The 24,766-nt window shown below is 58.4% G+C and carries 15 protein-coding genes and 3 pseudogenes; 12 read left to right on the top strand and 6 right to left on the bottom strand.

All coding sequences use genetic code 11. The annotated features are described in order from the left end of the window. Position 1: 1 nt before the first annotated feature. Positions 2-2,347 carry a 5-methyltetrahydropteroyltriglutamate--homocysteine S-methyltransferase gene (gene metE / locus QA649_RS35550; protein WP_283021271.1) on the top strand — a complete coding sequence of 782 codons (2,346 nt, stop codon included), beginning with the start codon at positions 2-4 and terminating at the stop codon, positions 2,345-2,347. A gap of 1,188 nt (positions 2,348-3,535) precedes the next feature. Here metE and QA649_RS35545 read toward each other — a convergent pair. The 5 genes from QA649_RS35545 to QA649_RS35525 form a co-directional block, all read right to left on the bottom strand. Continuing rightward, on the bottom strand, positions 3,536-4,135 hold the full coding sequence (locus QA649_RS35545) for a hemerythrin domain-containing protein (RefSeq protein ID WP_100233451.1): 600 nt from the start codon (positions 4,133-4,135) through the stop codon (positions 3,536-3,538). Positions 4,136-5,060: 925 nt separating this feature from the next. After that, positions 5,061-5,666: a response regulator FixJ gene (gene fixJ / locus QA649_RS35540; RefSeq protein WP_100233452.1), complete on the bottom strand. Its 606-nt coding sequence runs from the start codon at positions 5,664-5,666 to the stop codon at positions 5,061-5,063. Then, positions 5,663-5,971 carry an ATP-binding protein gene (locus tag QA649_RS35535; protein WP_283021270.1) on the bottom strand — a complete coding sequence of 103 codons (309 nt, stop codon included), beginning with the start codon at positions 5,969-5,971 and terminating at the stop codon, positions 5,663-5,665. The genes fixJ and QA649_RS35535 overlap by 4 nt, the downstream gene beginning before the upstream one ends. Positions 5,972-6,134: 163 nt before the next feature. Next, complete coding sequence (locus QA649_RS35530) at positions 6,135-6,386, bottom strand: hypothetical protein (RefSeq protein WP_283021269.1); 252 nt, start codon at positions 6,384-6,386, stop codon at positions 6,135-6,137. 19 nt (positions 6,387-6,405) lie between these two features. Then, positions 6,406-6,726, bottom strand: coding sequence for a hypothetical protein (locus QA649_RS35525; protein ID WP_283021268.1), 321 nt, complete (start codon positions 6,724-6,726; stop codon positions 6,406-6,408). A gap of 1,339 nt (positions 6,727-8,065) precedes the next feature. Here QA649_RS35525 and QA649_RS35520 point away from each other — a divergent pair. The 5 genes and pseudogenes from QA649_RS35520 to QA649_RS35500 form a co-directional block, all read left to right on the top strand. Further along, complete coding sequence (locus QA649_RS35520) at positions 8,066-8,293, top strand: hypothetical protein (protein WP_100233537.1); 228 nt, start codon at positions 8,066-8,068, stop codon at positions 8,291-8,293. Between the two features lie 1,760 nt (positions 8,294-10,053). After that, positions 10,054-10,365, top strand: a complete 312-nt coding sequence (locus tag QA649_RS35515; protein ID WP_208639224.1) for a hypothetical protein — start codon at positions 10,054-10,056, stop codon at positions 10,363-10,365. Positions 10,366-10,844: 479 nt separating this feature from the next. Then, a pseudogene (locus QA649_RS35510) lies at positions 10,845-11,725 on the top strand (IS3 family transposase); the annotation flags it as partial. Between the two features lie 46 nt (positions 11,726-11,771). Then, a pseudogene (locus QA649_RS35505) lies at positions 11,772-13,144 on the top strand (IS30 family transposase). 37 nt (positions 13,145-13,181) lie between these two features. Continuing rightward, a pseudogene (locus QA649_RS35500) lies at positions 13,182-13,460 on the top strand (IS3 family transposase); the annotation flags it as partial. Between the two features lie 175 nt (positions 13,461-13,635). On the opposite strand, the gene QA649_RS35495 reads toward QA649_RS35500, so the two are convergent. Beyond that, the gene (locus tag QA649_RS35495; protein ID WP_283021267.1) at positions 13,636-13,998 is read right to left on the bottom strand and encodes a hypothetical protein; all 363 of its coding nucleotides are present in this window, start codon (positions 13,996-13,998) and stop codon (positions 13,636-13,638) included. 949 nt (positions 13,999-14,947) lie between these two features. Between QA649_RS35495 and QA649_RS35490 the strand changes: the two genes are divergently transcribed. The 6 genes from QA649_RS35490 to rtxC all read left to right on the top strand — a co-directional run bounded on the left by QA649_RS35490 (position 14,948) and on the right by rtxC (position 24,742). Further along, a complete protein-coding gene (locus tag QA649_RS35490) occupies positions 14,948-16,048 on the top strand; it encodes a sulfotransferase (RefSeq protein ID WP_283021266.1) in 1,101 nt (366 codons plus the stop codon). 277 nt (positions 16,049-16,325) lie between these two features. Then, positions 16,326-17,225 (top strand): sulfate adenylyltransferase subunit CysD, encoded by a 900-nt coding sequence (gene cysD, locus QA649_RS35485; RefSeq protein ID WP_100233460.1) that lies wholly within the window; start codon positions 16,326-16,328, stop codon positions 17,223-17,225. Next, positions 17,225-19,108, top strand: a complete 1,884-nt coding sequence (gene cysN, locus QA649_RS35480) for a sulfate adenylyltransferase subunit CysN (RefSeq protein WP_283021265.1) — start codon at positions 17,225-17,227, stop codon at positions 19,106-19,108. Before cysD ends, cysN begins: the two co-directional genes overlap by 1 nt. A 591-nt stretch (positions 19,109-19,699) precedes the next feature. After that, positions 19,700-20,041 (top strand): hypothetical protein, encoded by a 342-nt coding sequence (locus QA649_RS35475; RefSeq protein ID WP_283021264.1) that lies wholly within the window; start codon positions 19,700-19,702, stop codon positions 20,039-20,041. A gap of 1,199 nt (positions 20,042-21,240) precedes the next feature. Then, positions 21,241-23,652 carry a 2-aminoethylphosphonate--pyruvate transaminase gene (locus QA649_RS43005; protein WP_349254046.1) on the top strand — a complete coding sequence of 804 codons (2,412 nt, stop codon included), beginning with the start codon at positions 21,241-21,243 and terminating at the stop codon, positions 23,650-23,652. Between the two features lie 31 nt (positions 23,653-23,683). Then, complete coding sequence (gene rtxC, locus QA649_RS35460; protein ID WP_100233464.1) at positions 23,684-24,742, top strand: dhydrorhizobitoxine desaturase; 1,059 nt, start codon at positions 23,684-23,686, stop codon at positions 24,740-24,742. Positions 24,743-24,766: the final 24 nt, after the last annotated feature.

Here is a 24,766-nt window from a genome sequence, read left to right as displayed (position 1 = left end):
TATGTCTCTTCTCTCCCTTCCGGTTGCTACGCTCGGAACGCCACGCATCGGTCCAAGGCGGGAGCTCAAGCTCGCTCTAGAAAGCTACTGGGCCGGAAAAAGCAGCGAACAGCAGTTGCTCGAGGACGCAGCTGGCTTGCGTGCCGCGAACTGGGCTCGACAGAAATCTATCGGCGTCACAGTCATTCCATCGAACGATTTCTCGCTGTATGATCAGGTGCTCGACACGAGTGTCATGGTTGGCGCCATCCCGGAGATCTACGCCTCGAAAGCCGAATCCGTTTCGCTCAAGACGTACTTCGCCATGGCCCGCGGATCACAATGCGACGATCGGGATGCGAATTGCGGTCACGGACCGCGCGGATTTGGCGCACCCGCGCAGGAGATGACTAAGTGGTTCGACACCAACTACCACTACATGGTCCCGGAGTTTCACAGGGGGCAGACTTTCAGGCTATGCTCTCGCAAGCCGATCGAGGAGTATGAGGAAGCCAAGGCCCTTGGCTTCCAAACCCGCCCTGTCCTGATCGGGCCGGTCACATTCCTAAAGCTCGGCAAGAGTCCCGATCCTGCGTTCCAGCCACTTTCACTACTGGATGAACTGATACAGGCCTATATCGAGGTTCTGCAGGAATTGGGCAAACGTGGGGCAAATTGGGTTCAGTTCGACGAGCCCTGCCTGGTTCTTGATCTGGATGAAAGGGGGCGGCAATCTTTGCGACATGCCTATGATCGGCTCGCCAAGGAGGTGCCGGCCATCAAGATCTTAGTTGCCAGCTATTTCGGCGACCTCGGGGACAATCTGAACACCGCGTTGAGCCTGCCAGTTGCCGGACTACACCTCGACCTAGTTCGAGCGCCACAGTTGTTGGACCAGATCAGCGCTGGCGGCCGAAGTGATCTCGTCATGTCGCTCGGTGTCGTCGACGGCCGGAATGTATGGCGGTCGAATTTGTCGTCGCTGCGCCAGCGGCTCGAACCCGCGATTGCGAAGCTCGGCAAGGACCGTGTACAGATTGCCCCATCCTGCTCGCTACTTCATGTGCCGGTCGATGTTGAACTCGAAACCGGGCTCGCTTCCGACGTCAAGAGCTGGCTTGCTTTCGCGGTCCAGAAGATGCGGGAGCTTGCGATCCTGGCGCGGGCACTCGCAGGCGACCAGAATGTTGCGCCAGCTCTTGCCGAGTCGGAATGTGCCGCGACTGTTCGCCGGACTTCGCCGAAAATCCGTGATGCCAATGTCGCTGTCCGGATGAAAGCGATCGATCAGACCATGCGTCGACGGGCGAGCCCATTTGCCCGTCGTGCCGAGATCCAAAGCAATCGTTTCGGACTACCGGCTTTTCCTACCACGACCATCGGATCGTTTCCGCAGACCACAGAGGTCCGGAATGCCCGTGCGGCGCATGCGCGAGGCGCGATAAGTGACGAGCAATACGACAGGTTCCTCAAGGAGGAGACTGCGCGCGCCGTACGTTGGCAGGAGGACATCGGTCTCGACGTCCTCGTGCACGGCGAGTTCGAGCGCAATGACATGGTGCAGTACTTCGGCGAGCACCTCGCCGGCTTCGCATTTACCAGGAACGGATGGGTGCAGTCGTACGGCTCGCGCTGCGTCAGGCCACCGATCCTGTTTGGCGATGTGGTGCGGCCGAAGCCTATCACCGTGGACTGGTGGCGCTACGCGCAATCACTAACGAGGAAGCCGATGAAGGCTATGTTGACCGGACCGGTGACGATCTTGAACTGGTCCTTCGTTCGCGATGATATTCCCAGAAGCGAGGTCTGCCGCCAGATTGCGCTCGCGATCCGAGACGAAGTCCGCGATCTCGAGAATGCTGGTGCGACAATGATCCAGATCGACGAAGCCGCACTGCGCGAAGGAATGCCGTTGCGTCGATCGGAGTGGACGGCCTATCTCGACTGGGCCGTGGATTGCTTCAGCATCTGCTCATCGGGTGTCGCCGACGAAACACAAATTCATACACATATGTGCTACTCGGAGTTCAACGACATCATCGGTGCGATCGCTGCAATGGACGCAGATGTCATCTCGATCGAGACGTCGCGTTCGAAAATGGAACTACTCGACGCGTTCAGGAACTACGAATATCCAAATCAGATCGGGCCGGGCGTGTACGACATCCACTCCCCACGCGTTCCCGAGGCGGGCGAAATGAAGGAACTGATGGCGTTGGCTCAGACCCGGCTCCAGGATTCGCAGCTCTGGGTCAATCCGGACTGCGGCCTGAAGACGCGCAAATGGGAGGAAGTGCGGCCGGCGCTAGCGAACATGGTCGCTGCCGCCCGCCAACTGCGCGCTGCATTCGATCTGCAAGGCCGTTGATCCGGGCTTGGGTCGCTTCTCGACAAAGCGGATCCTCTTGCGGTCATTTGCGCTGTCGATGATCGATGGAGCCTTGGGAATACAAAAAAAGCCCGGCCCCGCTTAGCGGGCCGGGCGAAAGTCTGGGAGGAGCGACGCTGACGCATCGCGCGGACTTCCATCGGCAGAGAGAGGTCAACCGCCGGTTCGATCACGGCAAGGACATTCGCCGAAAATCTGAGCTCAGTTGAAGCACAAGCTCAGCGGAGCTCAATTATGCCGTGGTATGCGACCGTTAGCCTGAGGTTTATAAAGTTACACCAAGGTTTGTCGCTCAAGAGCACGTCGGCAACGATTACGACGGCGACGAGGGACGGTGATGCCGGGCGGTCACCGCAGCGACGAGCCGCAAACTCGGTGCGCTTTCCTGCTTGGAAACCTTATGCTCGATCAGCGCGACGATACGAAAAACCCGGCTCCAAGGATCTTGCAAGCGTAGACAATGCATGAGCGGTTGCTATTGATTGAACCCTGCTTAAGGTAGTCCTTGGTCGACCAGTCCCACCCGATAGTCGGGTTTCGTCTTGGGCCTCTGTTTGAGAGTCTATGAGCGAACCACGCGGAGGATGTCACGAGCTTGAAGATGGCACTGGTGCCGACAGGGTGCTCCTCAGCCGTGAGCGTGGTCCTGCCCTCAGCACAGGCCAGTTGAATGATGGCGATCTCCGATCCGACACGACTCGGCGCAGAGTTAGACCTGACGTCGTCCAGCGCCTTGCCGTTCGTGCTAAACGTACCCGGGCGAGCAGTGCCTGGCAATTGGCGTGCTGTGGGTCGAACCGGCCGCGGTCGGATCATTCAGAGCGTGCCAGGCTGGCAAAGAGTGGGAGTGCTTCGCCCCACCCGCGCGGCGGAAATCGTCCGTCGTTGTGGGGCGGCGGACATGAGAGGCATCCGTTTCGCGATGTCACTGCGCAACTGCCAGACCTGCGACATCACATTGTGGAACGTGCCGGAACCAGGGCTCAGGAAGGCTCAGCCATGCCGTTGGCACCGGAAGCGATCATCGTGCGCAGAAAGCCATTTTGGCGGTGCAGCAGGCTACGTGCCCGCGAACACCCCATTTTCATTTCGACATGATGAGCATGAGGTCTAATTCCTGCTGTAAGACGGCGCCGATCAATACGGCCCCTACGTCTCGGCGCCGTGTCACGGGTTGCCGGCCTTGGCGGACGAAAACGCGACCGAGCTCCGTTCGGCCTCAGCTTCTTGCTCCAATTGCAGAATATGCGCTCTTAGCGCGTCGGAAGTGGCTGCCGCTGTCTCGCTGAACAGGGGATCTCCATCATCGGTGACGGCGGAAGCGATTTGGGTCCATTCCTGTGCCGAGAGAGCCTTCAGTGCGGCCGGAAAGAAATCTCGTTCTTCCCACATCATGTGGCGCCGCTCGCGTACTATAAAGTCGCGTATGATATCGCCGACGTCTTGCCGAAAGAGTTCACGATCCGCGAGGATGGCGTCAATAGCTCGCGCGAAGTGGTGCAAACGGTCGACCACTTCCTGGTGTTCAAGCGCGAGATCGCCGACGATTGCAGCTGCATCCGGATCGCGAGCCTTGAGCTTGAAAAAAATCAAGTCTTCTTGTGGATGATGGTACAGCTCGGGGTAAACCTCGAAATAGCTGATAATCGCGCGAATGACCTCATAATCGGGACGAACCCCTCTCTCAAAAATCTCCAATTCGCGTTGAAGAGCGGCCAGAAGCAGCTCAATGTTGCGATGCTCTCGAAGCAAAAGGTCGATGATCATTCCGGTGCTCCTGGAGGCACAATGTAGGCCGGAAGCGTTTCTGCCACTTACAAGATCGCCCAAGCCGAATTCGGTGTCCTTCGCTACGCCGCAATTTTCTGCGCTGTTCGACGCAAAAACGCAGCGCGCTTTGAATTTGAGCTGACGTAAATCAACTTAGCCGAAGTGTTGAGGTTGCCCGCGCAAGACGCTGGTCGGATAACGGCTGGTATCGGTAAATTTGCGGGCTGGGCGTGCATGGCGGACCCTATTTTGCGGACATCGATGGGACGCAGATTGGCTGCTCCTGACGAACTCGAAAATTTGGATGTTTTCCCTAGGTAGAAGTCCTTAAGTATTTACCCGTCAGTGCCATGAGCAGGGCGGTCTTGAATGGGGGCGGCGGGATCCCTTTTGCTCAAACATGGCCAAACCGGATTAGAAAGCTGCATGCTGGCTTCCTCGGCCGCGTCCATGGAAGCAGTCGGAAGCGCACGGCCGCACCCGTGAAGAGCTCCAGCCAGCCGAAAAGTTGTCGTCCACCGCCACTTTCGGCTTGCCGCGGGAAGTCTTGTTCGGGCGCCTTGGCTCTGATCCCCGTCAGCATCGGTCGGCCGCGGAGGTGACCAGGCAGATATTGACGGCATCCCGATCGATGTACGCTGACCGACGTGGTCGACGCGCTCGATGATCATGCGATACGCTGTCGTAGCCCCCGTTCTCCGGGGTGACAGACCTGCTGTATATCGGAGCACAAATGTGGGCCGACGTAATTGATCTGCTTCATGTGCGGTCGTGATTCAAGAAACCAGCAGCGTGTGCTGCATAGGTAGCCGTCATCGAAAACATGGCCCGCTCGGTGCGGTGCGCCTGAAAACCGTCGGTTCGTGGTCTGGAGTGCGCAGCTTGAATGCATGAATAAGCCATTCGCGCCATTGCGCTGGTGCTAGAGTCCCGCCGTAATGGCGATCCGCATCAACTCGGACATGCTGCGGACACTTGTCTTGGCCATGAGGTTTGCACGGTAAACCTCGACTGTCCTGGGACTGATGCCGAGATCATGGGCGATCACCTTGTTAATCTTGCCGGCTAATAGTCCCTGCAGGACGTCACGCTCGCGCGACGAGAGGCCCGCGAGGCGGGCTTCCGCCTGGAGTTTTGCTGCGTCATCGGCTGGTTTTGTTGGCCGCGCTTCCAAAGCACTATTGATCGCACGCAATAGCACCTCCTCCACGAACGGCTTCTCGAGGAAGTCGACCGCACCCGCTTTCATCGCTTCGACTGCGAGCGATACGTCGCTATGACCAGTTATTAAGACGACGGGGCAGTTGACGCGATTGGCCTTCACTTTACCGACTAGCTCGAGACCGCTCATACCCGGCATGCGGATGTCCGACACAATGCAATCAACTGGACCGCTCGCGACGTCATTAAGAAACGCGGTCGCCGTCTCATAGGTTGCTACGTAGAAACCGTTAACATCAAGAAGAAACGCGAGCGAGTCCCGCATTGCGGCGTCATCGTCGATCACAAGAATGCGCCGCCCAATCATGCTGTCCCTTCGCTAAGCTCCACAAATGGCGCGGTGAACTGAAGGATCGCGCTGCCACCCGGTTTTGCTTGCGCGACGATATGGCCGCCATGTGACTCGATGATCGTCCGGCAGATTGATAGCCCCACACCCATGCCATGCCTTTTGGTCGTGACAAAGGGCTGGAACAGTCGGTCGGCGATATCAGCGCTGATGCCGGGGTCCTTATGAGCAACTGCAAACCTGTCGACAGCAACTTCGCCGCGCGGGCAGGAAGCCATGGCCTCCATTGCATTGCGTATCAGGTCCAGCGCGACCTTCTGCATCTGGACATTGTCCACGACAGCACGAGAGGAAGCGCGGCGGCTGCCGCGGCAGTGCCATAGCCTTACCAGATGTGGTCCGACATGCTTCCTGGTAGAACCTCTCATTCGATCGACTCTACATTCGAGGGCCACCGGAGCAGAACGCGCCTCAGCTCACACCAATCTATTGTGAAAGACGGCCGCCGCCATTTGGCCATATGCGCCAGTGCGTCGGCTGCACGGCTACGTGTTCTCCGGACTTGGCCTTGATCCAGCCGCCGAAGGCCCGGCGGCAAGGAAAGACCACCCGGTGAATGGCATTCCCCTCGATCACGGCAATCTCCAGATCCTGATCAAAGGGCGGCGCCGTTTCGACCCGCTCCCAGGTCAGGTCGCCAGTAGATCTTGGACGGTGTTCATCGCTGTAGGCTGACAAATTCAGGCAACCTTCTGAACTACACAGGAGATGGCTTGGCCGCCGCGCGAGCAGGCTCAGCCCAATATTGCCCAGGCGGCGTGGTCCCCATTGCGCCAGCCGCGGCCGGGGTTTTATCGGCCGTGGCGCCGTTGAACCTATCATGCCGGGACATGATCGGCTCGCCACCCGAAATATTAGGATTGGCGCTGCGAAACAACTCCCGGGCCTCGGTCGAATCGATCTGGATCAGCTCAGGTTCTCGGCGCTTGGTATTAAACGCTGTTCTGCAGAAGTTGAACTGGACTGCCGCTCCCGCGATCTGGCCGGCGGCGGGACCAATGTCCCCGTGGTCTGTCATGTCGAACACCCTTCGTTGGTGAGAAATCTCTTTGTCCCACGGCGTCAACGTGGGGCATTGGGTTGTGATGACGTCAGCCGCGCCCTTGTGTGCGGGGCGGCATCCCCGAGAACCCGAAGACGCCGGAACTCGCTTGACACCATTCGGATGAGCCTAGCTGCGCGCGGCGCCGATCTCGGCGCCGATCATCGCGCCCGTCCGCGGGTCGATGAAGTGGACGCCTTCGCACGCGGCGCAGGTTCTTGTGTGTAGGTCATCGGCACGCGGCTCGGGGACGTCCGGCAGCAGTCCTTGAACTCGGTCGCCGGTATCTGGACATGAAAAGATGATGGGGCGCCAAGTCTTTCTTTCTGCCATGTGTGTGACCTTGGACGGGAAGCTCACTTCTATCAGTAGGCACTCGCCGCAGTATTTGATACAGGTCAAAAAGAGCTGATGCGCATCCAGAATGGCCGAGCTCGAGCGGCTGCTGCGAGCCCCACAGGCCCGCGTTGGCCGGCAACATGTCCCAAGTCGGGCGATCCGCGAGGGCCTCGCGTTGGTCCGCAACGCGCCAGCGTGTAGCGGGGTTGATTTGAGGCGTGCCGCTCGCGAATGGGCCACGACGGCATTTGTCCTCAATGTTTGCGATAGCCGTCAAGCGGATGGTCAATTGATCGCTCGCCTCGCAATGCCGGTGGCCTTGCCGGGCAGATCCCAGCCAAAGGCTTTGGCGCTGACGTCTTGAGCCGTGGGCTCATCGAAACTTTGGCTGCGACAAGCGTGATCATCGGCTGTGCTGTCGCGGCCGCAGGGGCAGTTTGCCTCATCTTGGCCCACGATCACGTGCGCATAGGTCTCGCCATCGATTGCTTCGGCCGCCGGCGCGCCTCAGAAATGGCTCTGCTCAGTGATTGGCGCGACGACCTGGTGTTTGCGGCAATGCCTCGTGAGATCACCAAGTATCGCGTGTAAAGTTAGCGGCCTCTCAATATTGCCATCGGTTGAGTATGGATCGACAGAGATCAATAGCCGGCATCTCGGGCGTGACGGCGCATGCGTCGTCTCTTCAGACGTTCCTCGAGTCATCGGTCGTTCAATTTTGTCAGTCGAGGGCATGAGCAGACCAGAAGGCGTTATCCCTCGGCGCAAAACAGAGTGCGATCCGCCAAGCTGGAAACGTAGAGGCCGCGTGGTCTGCGCGACAACAGGAGCGCTCGAGTCGCGCTGCCAAAGTTTCGACCTTATCTCGATGGAGGAGCGGACAACCGGTTTGGGGATGCCGCTTGAGGCAGATCAAATACTCTTGTGGAGCGAATGGCAGAATGGTGGATAAGCAAACCCACAAGAAGAGGATGCCATGCCTTCATTTAATGTTCGGTTCATCAAGACCGTTTGTGACGATACCGGGCACGAACATCGTGCCTGTCAGGCGACGTTCAAGGTCGATGCCGCCTCGGTGTGCGCTGCTGCACAGCAGGCGGAGAGCGATTTCTGCAAGCAAAAGAGTGTCCGCGACTGGACCGTCTTCGCCGATGTGATAGAGCTCCGAACCCCGCCTGCATTGCCGCCGGCATGGGCTGGTTAGCCTTTGGCGGAGGGAGTCTGCGAATTGGGTTGTGGGTCAATTTGTAATCTAAGCGTGATCCCGGACAGGGTCGCGTCGACCGTCGATTCGAGAACAACTGGTGATGCTGGCGTCAAATCGGCGAGCGCCCTATTGTCTCACGACACCTAGCGGACCTCGCTGGAGGGTTTTCCGCCTGCCGCCCAACTGGCTCTGCAGCGCTCCGTAAAGCGTCGTACCGGCAGGGCCAACCGGATCGAAGGATCCGCTCCCACAAATCGGTCTTGTTTGATTCGTGACAAGAGCAAGTCTGCCTCTGGCAGCCATGGCTGTCTCAAAGGGTATGCGTGGTTGGCCAATCTGCAGTTAAGGCATTTACTCAGCCGGTTGCGCGCGAGCCCGTCCCGGACATCCGAACCGGCCTTCTCTTGAGCCCGCAGCACATCGATGCGATCGCACGTGACCTTAATCTGTCCGCATCTGCCTTTCAAACCATGGCGCAAAGAGCGCGCTCTCCTGAACAGCTCAGGAGCGCCTCCCGCTTGCCGGGTGTTCCGAGAACGCGCTTGCTGCGGCTATGGAGACGTATTGCGCGATCTGCAGCGGGTGAGCGGCCTATGTCAGACCAAAGTCCTCTGCGCCGCCAACCTCGAGAGGCATAACCATGCAAGTCCGCTCGTGAGCATGCCCACATTCGAAGAAGGCCGACACAGGACAAGCCTCATTGCCGAAATCCACGACAGCCCTTATGTCTGTACTCGCTGTTTGGCGGCAATGGGAATACGATCCGGCGTTTACCTCTGCGGATTGCTCACTTTCGCCGCCAGGCTGCCAGCGTCGCCGTCATCCTCAATAGCCGCTATGAACGGGCGGTAAGTTGGGACGTGAACACGTTCGCGTCCGTCGGCACCATCGCGCCCGCGACGGTCCTCACGTACATTGTAACATCAGCATCCGAGTACGATTCGATCGCGCGGTGGTCAGGGATAAACTCAGAACAAAAGAGAATTGCCACGGCAGACAAACGTTCAATCAAATTCGTCCGAGCGGCAAAAGTCCGTCGCATCACAGATCAGGCCTCTGTATAAAGGACAACTCAGTTCACCGGCTCGTTATCGATCCGACGGTCGCCTGCAAGGCTTTTTGCCTTGAACGACGCCCAGAGAGGGGGAATCTGTTAGCGACAATAGGGCGCGCGCGAAGGCTCCTGTATTCTCGGCAATGCGGAGCACGTGAAGGAGAAGCGAGATTGCGCCGTGCACTCTCAAGTGCGGGCGAAATCCGGAGACAACTCGCGTAGTCTTTAAGCGCAACTGTTGCTTCGATGTCACCAAATGTATGAACCGGAAATCTACGCTGGTGTCAACCGAGGGACGACATGTTCGATATTTATGTGAACGGAAGACGCGATCTTTTGGTCGTTCCGCAAGGGTTTGCGATCCCTGCGGGGTTGGCCGGCAGTTGGAAGCGAAAGAAGCGGGCGGTGCGTTCAGTGAGCGATGTTATTCGCCAAGATGTGCAACAGCGCGGTTACCACCGACGTAGTTTGATATCGAATCGGTCGAAGACGGCAGTCGAGACCTCGTCACACGCGTAGCCAACGCGGCTATCTCCGCTGACCCATTCTTCAAAACACTCTGGGCAGGATGTCGCCGATGCCGTCGAGAACCTTGCTTACCGCGTTATGGCGCAAGTTTTCTTTTGAAAAGCCGCGCACGGCGCTGCGGCTTCCCTCAGGATAAGTATTATGGAGCTTTTCCTCGACTCAATGGCGTGCGCGCGTGAGTTTTCAGCTGTCCATACTAAAGATACTTGCCGGCCAGCCGCACGGACGGGCGAGCATCGAAGTCGTTAAACAGCATTTGGCCATTTATTACAGCAGCGGCCCAGAGTGGCCGGCGCGTATGGAGCGCATCGCGAGCCGAGCGCCCCGACTCGATATTTTTGGCCAAAGACTGATCGAGCGAGAGGCCGGGTGCTGGATTATCACCGACGAGGGAAGGAAGACTCTTGAAAGGCTCGAATTTGTAGATGTGGGTACTATGCAGGGTCAGGTTAAGCGGGAGATCGCTCAAGAGCGCGAAGATGAGTAGCCGCCCCTGGTGTCTTCGCAGCTACGAACGAGCGCGCGCAGAAAGCGCTCGCCGGCAAGCGCTAGAGCACGAAGGGCTATCGGCGTGACGGCTTGCCGCTCAATCCCTTGCTGAAGGCCACGTACGCGGACTAGATTGCGCAAGTTCAGTTTGGATATGAATGCAGTGGCTATTCGTACTGTGAAGTGGTTCAACGCGACCAAGGGATGATATGGCTTCATCCAACCTAAGGAATGGTGGAGCTGATGTCTTCGTGCACTCCGACGCGTTGAGCCGAGCCCGAACCACCGACACGAAGCCCTGACCGATCTAGTATTCGCGCACGCCCGAAGGGAGCTCTGGCGTTTAGATAACGAGCGCGCTAATCGTCATAAGGTGACCAAGAGACCGCCCCGATGTCTCTCAGGGCCTCGATGTTTGAGCTGCTGCCGGTTTGATGGACACCGAGATTAGGTGTTTCATGAAGCCGGAGGTGGGCGATGAAGAGACGGAAGTTCAGTCGCGAGTTCAAGGTCGAGGCGGTTAAGCTGGTTCGGGAACGTGGTGTGTCGGTGGCGCAAGCCGGCCGTGACCTGGACGTTCATGAGAACGTTCTGCGTAAATGGGTGAAGGAGTTCGGCTCCCACCCGGCGCAAGCCTTTCCCGGCCACGGGCAGATGAAGCCGGAGCAGCAGGAGATCGACCGGCTGCGCCGTGAGGTCGCCAAGCTGAAGGCCGAGCGGGATATCCTAAAAAAGGCCGCAGCCTACTTCGCGAAGGAAGCGACATGAAGTTCGCCTTCGTCGCGAAGCACCGGACGATCTGGCCGGTGGCATGGCTATGCGATGCGCTGGGAGTTTCGCGGTCGGGCTTCCATGCCTGGCTGAACCGCTCTCCCAGCGCCAGATCCCGCAGCGACGAGGAGCTCGGTGGCAAGGTCAAGGCCAGCTTTGTCGCCAGCGACCGCACCTATGGCGCGCGCCGGGTCTGGCGCGATCTGCTCGCCGGTGGGGCTGACTGCGGCCTGCACCGGATTGAGCGGCTGATGCGCCTGCAAGGCCTGCGGGCGCGGCCGCGACGTCGGCGCTTGCCGAAGGACAGCGACGATCGACAGCTCGAGACCGTACCGGCGAACCTCCTTGACCGGCAGTTCGCCGCCGAACGGCCGAACCAGAAGTGGATCGCCGACTTCACCTATCTCTGGACGGCCGAAGGCTGGCTCTACGTGGCGGCGGTGATCGACCTGTTCTCACGCCGCGTGGTGGGCTGGTCGATGAGTGCCGCCATGACGGCACAGCTTGTGGCGGACGCATTGTTGATGGCCGTCTGGCGACGCGGCAAGCCGGATGCGCTGTTGCATCACTCCGACCAGGGCAGCCAAGGCGGATTCAAACGGTCGTCGCAACACTCGGAGTTTGGAGGTTGCGATGAACGTTGTAAGGCGCAGATCGGCGCGGTCAGGACGAGCCCCATTGCCGTCGCCAGGACGGCCCTCTGTTGCGGGACGCAGTGAACAGAATAAATTTTGGCGGGCGATTGCCGCTGGGTTAAGCAGCGAAGATGCTGCACTCGAAGCCGGATTGTCACAACCTGTCGGAAGCAGATTATTCCGAAAGGCGGGCGGCATGCCACCAGCGATGTTCAGATCTTCGGCAAAGGCGCTCTCCGGGCGGTACCTCTCGTTGATTGAGCGCGAGGAGATCGCACTTCTCAAGGTGCAGGGCCATTCCATACAGGAGATTGGACGTCGCTTGGGGCGGGCTGCTTCGACAGTCTCCCGTGAACTGCGGCGCAATGCGGCCACCCGCGGCGGCGGGTTGGAGTATAGGGCAACAACTGCCCAATGGCATGCGGATCGATCCGCCCGCCGGCCCAGGCCGACCAAGCTTGCGCTCAATGCAACCTTGCGCACTTATGTGGAGGAGAGACTTGCTGGCGGCGTCGTAGCCGCGACCGGCGCTCCCGTTCCTGGTCCCTCCGTTCCGTGGAAGGGGCGCCGGCATGGCCCGCGCAAGGATCGGCGATGGGCCAAAGCCTGGAGCCCTGAGCAGATTGCCCGACGCTTGCCGATCGACTTCCCGGACGACAAGACGATGCGCATCAGCCACGAAGCTATCTATCAAGCTCTCTTCGTTCAGGGCCGCGGCGCGCTACGCCGCGAGCTGACGGCCTGCTTGCGAACAGGGCGTGTATTACGGATGCCCAGAGCGCGCGTACGCAGGCGAGGCAAGGGCTTTGTCTCCCCGGAGATCATGATCAGTGAGCGTCCTGCTGAAGCTGCCGATCGAGCAGTGCCGGGACATTGGGAGGAGACCTCATCCTCGGTGTTGGCAGCTCGGCAATCGGCACGCTGGTCGAGCGCACGACGCGCTTCACGATGCTATTGCACCTTCCCCGGTTGGCGGGGCATGGCCAAGCTCCGCGCGTGAAGAACGGACCTGCGCTCGCGGGACATGGGGCCGAAGCCGTGCGCGACGCGATCACGCGCACCGTCATCACCTTACCCGAAGAGCTGCGTCGCTCGCTAACCTGGGATCAGGGAACCGAAATGGCTCAGCACGATCGTCTCAAGATCGATGCGGGTATCCAGGTCTACTTCTGCGACCCGCAAAGCCCTTGGCAGCGCGGCACTAACGAGAACACCAACGGGTTGCTGCGGCAGTACTTCCCGAAAGGCACAGACCTGAGCATCCACAGCGCCGAGGAGATATCCGCTGTGGCAGCCGCCCTCAATGCCCGACCGAGAAAGACACTAGGCTGGAAAACGCCGGCGGAGGCGCTTGACGATCTGCTGTCATGAGTGAAAGTAACTGGTGTTGCGACGACCGTTTGAATCCGCCCAATACACCAGCGAGCAGTTCCAGCGCCTGATGGCCGACCATGGCATCGTCTGCAGCATGAGCCGCTCCGGCAATGTCTGGGACAATGCGGCGATGGAGAGCTTCTTCTCCTCGCTCAAGACCGAGCGTACAGCTAACAAGATTTATCGAACCAGAGACGAGGCACGCGCCGATGTGTTCGACTACATCGAACGATTTTACAACACGACCCGCAGGCACTCGACTATCGGCTATCTCAGCCCGGTTGAGTTTGAGCGCAAGGTGGGATTAGCTTAACCGGGTGTCCGTCAAACCGGCAGCAGCTCAATCCTCGAAGCTCGTGCCCGGCTAAAGTTTGGGCGTAAGCCAACCTCGCCGAGCCTGTCGGATAGATCGAGCTCCGACGCGATATGGCGCGCTCAGCAGCAATTGAAAAAGCGCTCTGTTAGCTTGGTAGATGGCGGCGGACCGGTTACGTCCTGAACCCGTCATCACCTGCGCGCCGTCGGCGTTGTGAACGGACCACAACCACCTTCGACCGCGCCGCTTCAAGAAATATTCGAAGAATGGGCGACTCATGGTTAGCGAGCTCCATTTCTGACAGTAACGTGCGTTTGGTCTTCTGAATGCCAGAGCCGGCCCATTCCAGGCGATGTCTCACTGTAGCAGCCTTGGCAATGAACTCGCTTGATCGGTCAATGCCGCTTTCATTAAAAGTGAGCTCATCCTGTGCTGCCTGTCGTGGCGCCAAAGTCGCGAGATGCTTGCGCGTTTTGGCCGTTAGCGACATCTGCAGGATCAGGTCATCGTTTGCGGAGTGCTTATGCCGCAGCACCGTTTTTCTCTAGCAACTTTGAGTGGGTCGTCACGAAGGAAGAGCCGCCGTGCATCAATCGTGACACCAGATTGGCGGGTACAACCCTTTTCTCTCTGCCCAAATAGGTCACCGCCATCAGGATTGCCCACCGTGGCCCAGTGATGCCCAGCACAATGGCTCTCCCACGTGATCGGCCGGACAATCTCGTTTCCGTCAGTATAGATGCGGCCAAGCGCGCTTGCTGGATCAGCCATCTTAAGCCAGGTTCCGTCCTTTACAACCGTCCTTAGCGCCGATTAGGGGGGCGGCAGTGCTGCAAGAGCGGGTAAATCAAACAGTTGGTATAGTTCGGACGGATGGGCTTGCGAGATCGTGTCCCTGGCGTGGTGTAGCTGACGGCAGGTCACCGCCCCGGAGCTATGGCTCAGTGTCTTGGACCAACGGCAGTATGCACGGCAAAGTTGTGTAGGATCGATACGCGCTGACAAGATAGCTGCGCGTCGCCCAGTGAGATGTCCGCGATGTGGGCTGCTTCTTTGCCGCGCTCGCCGGTCTGCCGAATATTCAGCGAGGTGCATGTCGCATTTACGGCTTCAATGCCCCAGCAACGGGCAACTTATGACTACACGTAATAGCCTTCCTGTATCGCGGGCGGTCTTCGGCAAACGTCCGTATAGTTCTTTCCAACCTTCCCATATCCGCAATCGATCTTCGTGTAATTGAGCTGCCGCTTGACGTCGTTTTAACTGTCGGGCAATCGAGGGGGGGGGCGATTGCAGTTATCTTTCGGTGATCCCCGATCGATCGAACTGAACGGATCTAAACTCATGAGTGCTAGACAAAATTCTTGTCTCGTTTTGATGCTTTGCACGGAAGCGACTGCTCATGTGATCCCGCGGCTGGCTTTGTTTCGCTCAATCGAGCGAGTGCCGGCAGGGTTTGCTTTTCAGGCACGAGGGTCTGAACGATGAGCGGGCGTTTTGGCCGTTCGCCTGCGGTGTGCTTTCTTCTTGGTATTCCACGATCCGGGACGACACTCCTGGCGCATTTGCTCCAGCACCATCCAGACATTGTGGCTCCGCCTGAACCCTGGTTGATGCTGGCGCTTGAAGCATTTGGCAGGGTGGACCAGCGCCATCCGGCGGGCAGCTCACTGATCAAGGCCGCGACCTCGGAGTTCCTGGGGCGGATAGATCGCACGATCGCCAGCCGCGCTTATGCCGATGCAGCATATGATCAGTATCTGGCGGACGCGGGCAAGCGCATCATTATAGACAAGACACCACGGTATTGGACCGTGCTCGGGTTCCTTGAAGCTGTCTATCCAGAAGCGCCACACATCCTTCTGATGCGAAATCCCTATGCCATCGCCGCTTCAATGAAATCGACGTGGGGCGTCCCACTGCGGACAGAAAGCCCGCATTCGGTTAGCGTATCCAGTCTCGCCGATCTCATGCTCCGTCTGCCCGACGTCATCATAACTTTACTCGCCGATTTGGTTCTGGGCCTTCCCAAGCTCGCCGCGCACCGCTCTCGCCCGCAGACACAGTTCGTGCAATATGAACTGCTCGTGGCGCATCCGGACGAGGAAATCCGGCGTCTGTTGAAGGGGCTCGGCTGTGACCCAGCGTCCGTCGCGTCGGCTGGGATGAGACAAGCAGATTATCTTCGATCCAGCAGCTTTGGGGATCGAAAAATCTTGGAACGAAACGCCGTCGACGAAAGCTCTGTCAAATCATGGCAATCTCAATTGAGCGTCGAAGAGATGCAAACCGTGACTGATTTGGTCGGCGCTGAGCTTTTGCTAGAACTCGGATATGAGCAGGAACTGCTGCGGGCACAGAAAGCCGGAGTGCTGGATAGGGGAGGTGAGGTAACCGAACTCTATCGCCGGATATTCCGAACCTGGTGGGATTTGCGAAGTACCAAGGCCGGAGCATTATCCGGCCCCTGTCACACTGGAGAGCCGGTCCATACTGCTTGGAACGTTTCGGAGAACCGCGACGCGGCTATCGAGATGTTGCGAGGCGAGGTCGCGCGGCTTGAGCAGATCCTCAATAACTCCTAGGGCGATCTGAATGCTTGCGATCAAAACACGCGGGTTGATTTAGCCAAGATCCTTGACCCGCACGAGCTGATCTCCCGATCAGGTATGAGGCCGGCGCCGGCCGCACCAGTGGAGGAATAGGATATGCTGCCGCGTCTGCAAGTCTGCTGCCCAATGGAGCTTGACCTCATGGACGAGCCTGCCGCTTGGCCGGCCGTATCCGCCGCGGATATTCCACACTCTGGGCTGGAGCCACAGAACGGCGAAGAACAGCGATCCTGCATCGAAAAGAAGATATATGCTGCCGATACATCTGCGCCGTCTCGAAGCTGAATCGATTGAAATCATGCGTGATGTGGTCGCCGAGTTTGAAAGGCCGGTCATGCTTTACTCGATCGGAAAAGACTCAAGCGTGATGCTGCACATTGCGATCAAGGCGTTCTATCCGGCAAAATTGCCTTTCCCCCTGCTTCACGTCGACACGACCTGGAAGTTCCGTGAGATGATCAGCTTTCGAGACGCGACAGCCAAGCGGCTCGGCCTCGACTTGATTGTCCATATCAACAAGGAGGGCATCGCGCGCGGGATCAATCCGATCGATTCCGGCTCCGCGCTCCATACCCAGGTGATGAAGACAGACGCGCTGAAGCAGGCCCTCGACCTCCACGGATTTGATGCCGCCTTTGGCGGCGCCCGGCGCGATGAGGAAAAGAGTCGCGCGAAAGAACGGATACTCTCCTTCCGTTCGGCCGGACACGTATGGGACCCCCGTAACCAGCGGCCGGAGCTTTGGAGCCTGTTCAACACACGCATACGCCAGGGTGAAACCATGCGCGTGTTTGCGATGTCAAACTGGACCGAGCTCGATGTCTGGGAATACATCATGCTCGAGAAGATTCCCGTCGTTCCGCTCTACTTCGCAAAACAAAGACCCACAGTGCGTCGGAATGGTGCGACGATCATGATCGACGACAAGCGATTGCCGCTCAACTGCGGCGAGACGCCGGAAATGCGGATGATCCGCTTTCGCACGCTTGGATGTTATCCTTTGAGCGGGGCTATTGAATCCGATGCGATGGCGATTGAAGACATCGTCGCAGAAATGCAGACGGCGACTGTGTCGGAGCGCCAGGGACGTCTAATTGATGTCGATGAAGCCGCTTCAATGGAGAAGAAGAAGAGGGAAGGCTACTTTTGATGTTTGTAAAGCCGGCAACGGAAGCGGTCCCGGCCAGGACAAAGGATCAGCTGCGATTCATCACATGTGGCTCGGTGGACGACGGCAAATCGACGCTGATCGGCCGGTTACTGCACGACAGCAAGATGATCTATCACGATCAGCTCACGGTGCTGGAACGCGACAGCATCAAGCACGGTAGCGCCGGAAATGACATCGATTTCGCGTTGCTCATGGACGGGCTCGAGGCCGAACGGGAGCAGGGCATCACGATCGACGTCGCCTACCGCTTCTTCACGACGCCGCGGCGCTCCTTCATGGTGGCCGACACTCCCGGCCACGAGCAGTATACCCGCAATATGGCTACCGGCGCCTCGCATGCCCAGCTCGCCATCATCCTGATCGATGCCCGCAAAGGCGTGATGGTTCAGACCCGCCGCCACTCCTTTATCTGTTCGCTGCTTGGTATTCGTCATGTCGTTCTGGCAGTGAACAAGATCGATCTTGTCGCATACAACAAAGAGTGCTTCGATCGGATCGCCCGTGACTATCTGGCCTTTGCCGCCGGTCTCGGCTTCACCTCGATCGTTCCGATCCCGATCTCGGGCCGCTACGGCGACAACGTTGTGGATCGCTCCGCTCATGCCAACTGGTACGATGGTCCCTGCCTGCTCGAGCATTTGGAGAGCATTGACATCCCGTCCGGCACCGCAGGCCAGGCTTTCCGCTTTCCGGTCCAATGGGTGAACCGCCCAAACCCGGATTTTCGGGGCTATGCCGGGACGGTGGCTTCCGGGAGGATCTCGGCAGGAGACGAGATCGTTGTCGCCGCGTCGGGACGGACCACGCGCATCAAGCGGATCGTGACCCACGATGGCGACCTTGTCGGCGCCGAAGCCGGCGATGCGGTTACCATTACACTGGAAGATGAAATCGATATCGGCCGTGGCGACATTCTGTCGCGACCGGACGACCGACCGAAGGTCGCCGGCCAGTTCGCCGCTTATGTGATCTGGATGGACAAGGAGCCGCTCGCTCCTGGACGCAATTACGTCCTGCGGATTGGATCGCAGACGATTACCGGCAGCATTTCCGCAATTAGGCATCGGATCGACGTCAACACCTGTGAGCATCTGGCCGCCGGGATGCTTTCCCTCAACGAGATCGCCTTCTGCGATGTTGCAACCGCAATGCCCGCAGTATTCGATCCTTACGACCTCAATCGAAAGACCGGATCATTTATCTTCATCGATCGTTACACGAATCGTACGGTCGGGGCTGGCATGATCGCCTTTCCGCTACGGCGGGACACCAATATTGCTAGGCAAGCGCTATCCGTGGACAGGAGGGAGCGCGCCGCGCTCAAGAATCAGAAGCCTTGCGTCATCTGGTTCACCGGCCTGTCTGGCGCGGGAAAGACGACGATTGCCAACCTGGTTGATCAAAAGCTGTGTGGCATGTCGCGGCATGCCATGCTGCTGGATGGCGACAACCTCCGGCACGGATTAAACGCGGACCTCGGCTTCTCGGAGACGGACCGCGTGGAGAACATTCGGCGGGTCGCTGAAGTTGCCAAGTTGATGGCGGACAGCGGCTTGATCGTGATCTGCTCGTTCATCTCGCCCTCTAGGGCCGAACGGGACAGGGTGCGCGGCCTGGTTGGCAAGGAAGAGTTCATAGAAGTCTTTGTCGATACGCCGATCGAGGAATGCGCGCGGCGAGACCCAAAAGGCCTGTATTCAAAAGTGAAATCCGGCAAGATCAAGAACTTCACCGGAATCGATTCGTGCTACGAAGCACCAACAACACCGGATGTTCATCTCAGGACCATGGAGCAGACCCTAGAGCATTCAGCGGAAGCGGTAGTGGATGTCTTGATGGCGCGCTCAATTCTTGATGGTTAGATGTCCCTCGCATCGCACCATCGATTCGCAGCAATATCCTGCTGGCCCGGCCAAGGCGATGCGGCTCAGGCGGGCCCGCGGTCGGACTTTTCGCTCTAAAGGAACAAAATGGTCGCCCCCATTCCTTGACTGCCCGCTTCCGGTTACGTGCTCGAAGTGGATGGTCAATTCAAGACCGAGTACGCGAGCAGAGATGGAGCATGGGCGGCAGCGGAGGAGCTCAAGAAGCGCCCTTCCATGCTCCAGATCAGAATCTACGACGCCATGACAAAGGCCAGAGAAAGTCCGAATCCCAGTAGGTTGAGTTTCGCTTAGCGCTTCTTGCTACGCGTGCGGCCAGTGACATGCCGAGGTCCCATAAAGCCGAGCCAGGCAGCGTCTCGGCCGGCATCGATCTTTCGCGCAGCAAGAGGGGGCGGGCCTAGGTTTTCCGAGCCTTGCCGCATCCAGCGAGCGGGCGCTTGCTTCAGTATATTGACCAATCCGAACTTAGCAGTGGGCCACGACTCCCTCCTGTCGCGACCGTGCCAGCTTTCGGAAGCTTGCCATGCTTAGGGTTCTGCTCCGTTCCGCCTGCCGCCGTTGATCGCCATGAAGCCGGCGATGGGCGCGGCCGAAAAGGCAAGGGAGTTCGTCCAAGGCAAGCGACAAGGACGATGTCTTGATGATCCGCTCTGGTCAACCGTCAACCTATTCGACCGCGCGGTAGACCGCGTCGAACGCGAGCTCGCCATCAACGAGCAGGCGCTGCAGAGGAGCCAACGCGAGCAGAAGGGCTCGGAGGTGCGATCCGTCCAACCAGAGCGCCTCACGGCCGAGGTACTTGCGCTCATTGAGTGCGGCGACGCGATGGAACTCCGGCTCACCTCGGGCCTCACGCGTTGGACCAACCGTCGACCACGGCACGCTCACAAACCGATGATTGATCCGTAAGACGTTCTCGCCGCGAAGGGGCGTACAAAACCGAGAGATGCCACCAGCCTAGCGACTGCTCGCAGAGAGGACACGTGCCACTCATCTGGAGTCGGCTCGACGTAGTCCTAGCAAAGCAGGATGAGATGTTCTGCTTCACGGCGACTCGCCGAAAGGTGTCGAACTGATCGTTGCTAAACGGCCAGCGATCCAAGGTCGCCCAATTGTCTTCGACCCGGGCTCGACCACAGCCTGGCAAGGCCGCTCCATTCAAGCGCAACGACGTGATACCGACAGTCATCTGCGACGAGGGCATACACTTTCCAGGCACCACCATGCAGGGGGATCTCGCCGGTACGGCGGAGAAACACGTACTCCATCTGGGGGTATGGCGAGGATTGTACGTGAACGGGAAGATTGGGCCATCACTTACCTGCAGGTATCGCGCTTGCAGGCGGAATGCCGACGGTCCTGAGGTCGAACTCTCAAATTATTCTACCTCGCTGTGAATCTCCGCACTTTGCTACCTTCGGCTTGTCGCCGCCAGATGGGGGTACGTCAGGAAAAATTCACGCGAGAAAATCCGCGAGAGGGTTGAAACGCCCCTAACGTCAAGTTGTACGATCTCGAAATGGACAACGACAGTCATCGGCGTCACAAACCCTCCAACGAGCGACGGAGTGCGAATGCACCAAGTCTTGAGCCCATGCATCAGACTCCCGCTGCGAACGACGATCATCAAGTGTGCCATGCCTTGATCTGCATTCGGGCGCGATGATCCGACTGCATCGTTCCCCACCGTCAAGTTTGCCTGAATGGCGCAGGTTCACACGCGTAAGTCGGTCGGCCAACCTGCCGCTTCGTGATGGCAGGATAAGAGCGCGCGTGGGCGCCACTTGCGTTCGAGCGCGCGCTCGCAAAGCCAATTTCTGAGAGGTGTGAATGGTATCGGTGAGGAGCTTTGCGAAAGATCGCTGTGCATCTGCGATGAGATATGGAGGCTTGCCATCCGGCAGGCTTTTCGGACGCCGACCCGAAACGCGGCCGCGATCTATTGCGTTTGACCGAAGAAGTCGACGCTCGCCACAGGGCCTCCCTGGGTGGGGTGGGCATACTCCGGATCTATTGACGACTACAATCTGAGGAGGAATGGTTTGACAAGACAGCGCTCTTTGCTGACGCCTGGTCCATTGTCGTTATCGCTGGCAGTCAGAAGCCAGATGCAGCTTGATCTCGCATCCCGCGATTGCGAGTTCAAGGAAGTGACCGCCTGCATGAGGCGGCTGATGCTCAGCTTGCTGGGAAATGCTGAAGACTATTCGGTGGTGCCTATTCAGGGAGGTGGCTCCTTTGCAATGGAAGCTGCTCTCTCTTCATTTGTGTCCCGAGCCGACAGGCCGCTCGTCTGCATAAACGGCATCTATGGCGAGCGCATTTTCCGAATGTTGCAGCTGTGGGGCGTCGAAGCACTGAAGCTTGTCAAGCGAGCGACCGATCCTTTGGATTCTCAAGAAATTGGCGAACATCTGAGCCGAAATCCTGGCGTTACGCACCTGTGTTTCGTGCATTGTGAGACGACAACCGGAATCGTCAATCCGCTGGACGCGATCGTTGAAGAGGCGAGGCGACGTGGCGTAAAGACCATCATCGATGGGATGAGTTCTTTCGGCGCCCTTAATATTGATCTGAGCCCGCGTGGACCTGACGTCCTGGTCACCTCGGGCAACAAGTGCATAGAGGGGCCGCCGGGAGTAGCGTTTGTCATCGCGTCTCGCGAGCTGCTGGAGAATGCGGTTCAAGAACCGAGGTCGTTTGTGCTCGACGTGAGAGATCAATGGCTCTCGCTCGAGCGCACGGGTGAGTGGCGATCGACCCCTCCCACACACATCGTTCAGGCAACGACAAAGGCCCTGGAGATTCTACACGAGGAGGGCATTGATGCCAGGCGCTGCAGGTATGAGAAGGTCAGGGACGATCTCGTCAAAGAACTCGAAGGTGTGGTGTCTCCGCTGCTGCCCACGGAGTTGCAGTCGCCGGTCTGCGTCGCGTTCAGTGCGCCATCCGGAATCGTGGACCAAGCAGGATTCGATGGGCTGTATCGCCACTTGGCGGCCCACAACCTTTACGTCTACTCGAAGCTGCATCTTGCGACGCGGAGCTTCCGCGTCGGTTGTATTGGGGAAATTCAATCCAGCTGGATCGAGCAGTTAGGCTGCGCTTTTCGTACATATTTCCGGTCCGGTCAGGCTCGGTCAGCGGCGCCGATGTCGGCCCAAGAGTCATGCGGGGCTCGCGTAACGATGCCGGCGCGAGCGGCTGGGGACTGGCAGCTGCCGTTTTCGGCCGAGACTGCTGTTCTGCATGCGGGCTATCGCCGTGACGTAGCAACGAAAGCTGTCGCAGTGCCGATTTACCAGAATACAGCTTATGAACTCGATGGCGATCTAAACCACATTGCCGACGTCTACAACGTCAAGGCCGATGGGTTCACCTACACTAGGATCATCAATCCAACGACGCGCGCGCTGGAAAGGCGCTACGCCGCCGTCGATATGGGAAGGGACGCGCTCGCCGTTGCGTCAGGTCAAGCAGCGACGTTCCTTGCTATCGTCAACCTGTCAAGTGGCGAAGTGGGGGACAATGTCGTCGCTTCTCCGTATCTATATGGCAATACCTGGAACCTGCTCCACAACACCTTGAAGCGTCTTGGGATCAGCGTGAGGACGGCCGATCCTCGAAGGCCAGAGACGTTTGAACGTGCCATTGATGATCGCACGATATGCCTGTTCGGAGAGGTGATTTCGAATCCTTGTCTGATTCCGCTCCCCGTCAAACAGCTGGCCGAGATCGGCCGAAAGTACGGCGTGCCTTTGGTCGTGGACAATACGACGACGCCACTGGTATGCCGGCCGTCAGATCTCGGCGCTGCTATTACGACGTACTCCGCAACGAAATATATATGCGGCCATGGCACGACGCTCGGTGGACTGATCGTTGACAACGGCGAGTTTAGCTACCGGGGAGCCTCTCGCTTTCCCTTGTTTAACCGTCCCGACGATGCGCATGGCGGAATTGTTTGGCATAACGCGGTGCGCGATGTCGACGATCTAGGAAAGAGCGAGTTTCTTCTCAAGGCTCGCATGACCTGGTTGCGCGATACCGGCGCGGCCATCGCTCCGTTTGCGAGCTTTCAACTGATCCAAGGGCTTGAAACGCTGCCACTTCGTATGAAGCAGCACTGCGCGAATGCCACGATCGTGGCCGACGTTCTCAAGGAGCATCCAAAAGTACGCCGTGTGTTCTACCCGGGGCTCTTTGAAGGCGCCGATCGGGAAATCGTCGACCAGACACTCAGTGCTGCATACGGCCACGGGGCGATGGTCATGTTCGAAGTAGAGGACGAACAAGCCGGGCGAAAGTTCATCCAGAACGTCGACTTGATGTATCACGTTTCGAATGTAGGCGATGCCCGCACGCTCGTGACCCATCCCGTCTCGACGACCCACACCACCGTCCCGCGGGAAAAGCGCGAAGCCGCCGGCATATTTGGCGGCTCGATCCGACTTTGCGTCGGCATCGAAGATGTGAACGACATCCTGCGCGATCTGGATAAGGCGCTTTCCGCAATCTGACAACCTGCAAGGCAATCAGGAGGAGGTTCTCATGAATCAGGCAGATGCTTGGAAATTGAGGTCATCACGCTATGAGGCCGTACAATTCAGCCGGGAAATCAATAGGCAGCTCTCCGAGCTGAGGCCCGACAACATAACGGGAGCGGCTTATATTGCCAAAGATTACGCTGTCATCACAGCGTGCACGCTCGCCACTGTGTCGGTCTCATGGTGGCTCTACCCGCTGGCGGTCCTTCTGATTGGTGCCTATCAGCGCGGCTTGACAACCATCGCTCATGATGCGGCCCACCGTACGCTCGCGAAGAACACGACCTGGAACTACGTCCTGGGCATTCTGTTCGCTTCCTATCCCTTGTTCCAGCGCCATTGGGCCTACCGGATCTCGCACGTCTATTTGCATCATCCCTACCTCGGAGACCCGGACAAGGATCCCGACCTGAAGTTCTTCCTGGCCAGCGGCGTTTACGACGTGCAGCCTCCGGACCGGTACGCTTTCAACATGATCTGGAAGCCGATCTTCGGCGGCGCGACAGTAGCGTATCTGAAGTATCTTTGGACCAATCGATTTTCGATCACAGATGCCGAGGATCAGAGCCGCTCAAGCATACTTATCGACAAGTATGGCTTCTATCTCTTCTGGATCAGCATCCTGGCCGGGTCATATGCTGTTGGGCTGCTCCATATCGTCGTCCTGTTTTGGATCGTGCCCTATCTCACCACGTTTCAGGTCCTCGGCTGGTTTATCGAGCTAGCCGAGCACTCACCTATGTGCGAAACCGAGACGCAGAACGTCTATCTCACCAGGAATCGGAAAGGAAATTTCCTCGAGCGGGCCATCCTCGGGCAGAATCTGGATGAGTACCACCTTGAGCATCACCTTTCGCCGGGTATCCCGTTTTGGCTGTTACGCAAAGCTCAGAAAATCCGAATGCAGGATCCCAACTATGCGAAGGTTGCCGCGACCTGGGGCGGACTCTTTGTCAAGGGGCCTCAAGGCCAACCTAGCGTCATAGGTCAGTTAAAGGAGCGGAATCGACGCTTGTATGAGCAATCTGTTGCCGAGATTCGCTCGCGAGGGCAGGTCGCGTGACGTTGCTACGGCCAGAGAGCACCC

The sequence above is a fragment of the Bradyrhizobium sp. CB1717 genome, from assembly GCF_029714325.1.
GTDB lineage: Bacteria > Pseudomonadota > Alphaproteobacteria > Rhizobiales > Xanthobacteraceae > Bradyrhizobium.
This window is presented reverse-complemented; position numbering and strand designations above follow the sequence as displayed.

Coding starts and splice junctions, on each gene's coding strand:
- QA649_RS35545 (WP_100233451.1), bottom strand. CDS start 4,135: ATGATCATCGACCTTTTGCTTCGAGAGCATCGCAACATTGAGCTGCTT.
- QA649_RS35490 (WP_283021266.1), top strand. CDS start 14,948: ATGAGCGGGCGTTTTGGCCGTTCGCCTGCGGTGTGCTTTCTTCTTGGT.
- metE (WP_283021271.1), top strand. CDS start 2: ATGTCTCTTCTCTCCCTTCCGGTTGCTACGCTCGGAACGCCACGCATC.
- rtxC (WP_100233464.1), top strand. CDS start 23,684: ATGAATCAGGCAGATGCTTGGAAATTGAGGTCATCACGCTATGAGGCC.
- QA649_RS43005 (WP_349254046.1), top strand. CDS start 21,241: ATGCAGCTTGATCTCGCATCCCGCGATTGCGAGTTCAAGGAAGTGACC.
- QA649_RS35520 (WP_100233537.1), top strand. CDS start 8,066: ATGCCTTCATTTAATGTTCGGTTCATCAAGACCGTTTGTGACGATACC.
- QA649_RS35475 (WP_283021264.1), top strand. CDS start 19,700: ATGAAGCCGGCGATGGGCGCGGCCGAAAAGGCAAGGGAGTTCGTCCAA.
- cysN (WP_283021265.1), top strand. CDS start 17,225: ATGTTTGTAAAGCCGGCAACGGAAGCGGTCCCGGCCAGGACAAAGGAT.
- QA649_RS35535 (WP_283021270.1), bottom strand. CDS start 5,971: ATGCAGAAGGTCGCGCTGGACCTGATACGCAATGCAATGGAGGCCATG.
- cysD (WP_100233460.1), top strand. CDS start 16,326: ATGCTGCCGATACATCTGCGCCGTCTCGAAGCTGAATCGATTGAAATC.
- QA649_RS35525 (WP_283021268.1), bottom strand. CDS start 6,726: ATGACAGACCACGGGGACATTGGTCCCGCCGCCGGCCAGATCGCGGGA.
- fixJ (WP_100233452.1), bottom strand. CDS start 5,666: ATGATTGGGCGGCGCATTCTTGTGATCGACGATGACGCCGCAATGCGG.